Source organism: Mesorhizobium sp. P2_A12 (assembly GCF_056405075.1).
Map to the genome: position 1 here is coordinate 1 of NZ_JBFUCU010000080.1, position 1,044 is coordinate 1,044.

A 1,044-nucleotide genomic window follows, 5' to 3' on the forward strand; every position below is an offset into this window, starting at 1 on the left:
TTGACGGACATCCAGGCCTCGAGCGCCTCGTCCGACAACGCCATGTCAGCTCGGCCGCGGCGAAGCTGCCCGAGAAAAGCCAGTTGCGCCTGCCGACCGTAAATCCACGAATGGCGCGCTCCGCGATAGGTTGTCGGGCTCGAGCTGGCTATCGTAGAGGAAGCGGTTGAACGCGCGCCATCGCTTGGTGCCATAGGCGAAGGCCTTGGCGATATCGGCATGGCGCGACAAACCCTTGCCCTGGCGCATGAGCTGTCGTCGCAGCGCGCGGACCAGTGGTCGGGTCCGCCTTCGTCGAGCGGCCAATCGCTCGGCGGGCGGCAGCCCACGTATCTCTTCCTCGATCCGGTAGATCGCCTGGATACCGGCCATGGCCGTCGTGCTGAGCTCGGTCGGCTGACTGTCGTGAACGTCGAATATCTTGCGACGCAGATGGGCCAGGCAGGCGGCTTCGCGAATGGCGCCGCCCTTGTAGAGCTGATTGTAGCCGCTAAAACCGTCGGCCTGAAGCGTGCCAGCAAATCCGGCGAGCTCGGTCATCACGCTCTCGCCGGCGCGGCCCATGGTGGCGCGATACCAGGCGATCGGCGGCTCCTGCGAACCCGAGTTGCGGTCGTCGGCGACGTAAACCCAGAGCGCGCCCTTGTGCGTCGTTCCGGTGCTGGGCGCCAGGATCGGAAGCCGCGTGTCGTCGGTGTGAATCTTGCTGCGGGTAGGGCCTATGCCGAACGACGTTCGGACCGTCCGCTGCCACAAGGGATGGCGTCCGCCTTCCTTGCAAACCGCGATGGAACACAGGTGAGGAAGCACAATGTCGATCATGCATTGAAACGGCTGCTCGAGACCACCGGGATCGATCGCAAGGATGACGGCCGGCGCGCCCCGTGTCTGCACGCTGACCTGCCACTGAACATTCATCCAGCGGCGATTAGAGCCTTGGCCGTTTCTGTTACGCCTCTTGGCGCGGGTTGAGCAACCGGCGGAGGCGCGGAGCCTTCGATCAGCGCAGCGTCGGAGCCGGTTGCGGTGGTGACCTCGGCATAG

The 1,044-nt window shown here is 64.8% G+C and carries 1 protein-coding gene and 1 pseudogene; both read right to left on the reverse strand.

Annotated features, from left to right (window positions below; translation table 11 throughout):
• On the reverse strand, positions 1-127 hold a 127-nt coding region (locus tag AC1DZU_RS35565), incomplete at its 3' end, for an IS66 family transposase (protein ID WP_477292127.1).
• Between the two features lie 62 nt (positions 128-189).
• A pseudogene (locus AC1DZU_RS35570) lies at positions 190-918 on the reverse strand (IS66 family transposase); the annotation flags it as partial.
• Between the last annotated feature and the right edge of the window lie 126 nt (positions 919-1,044).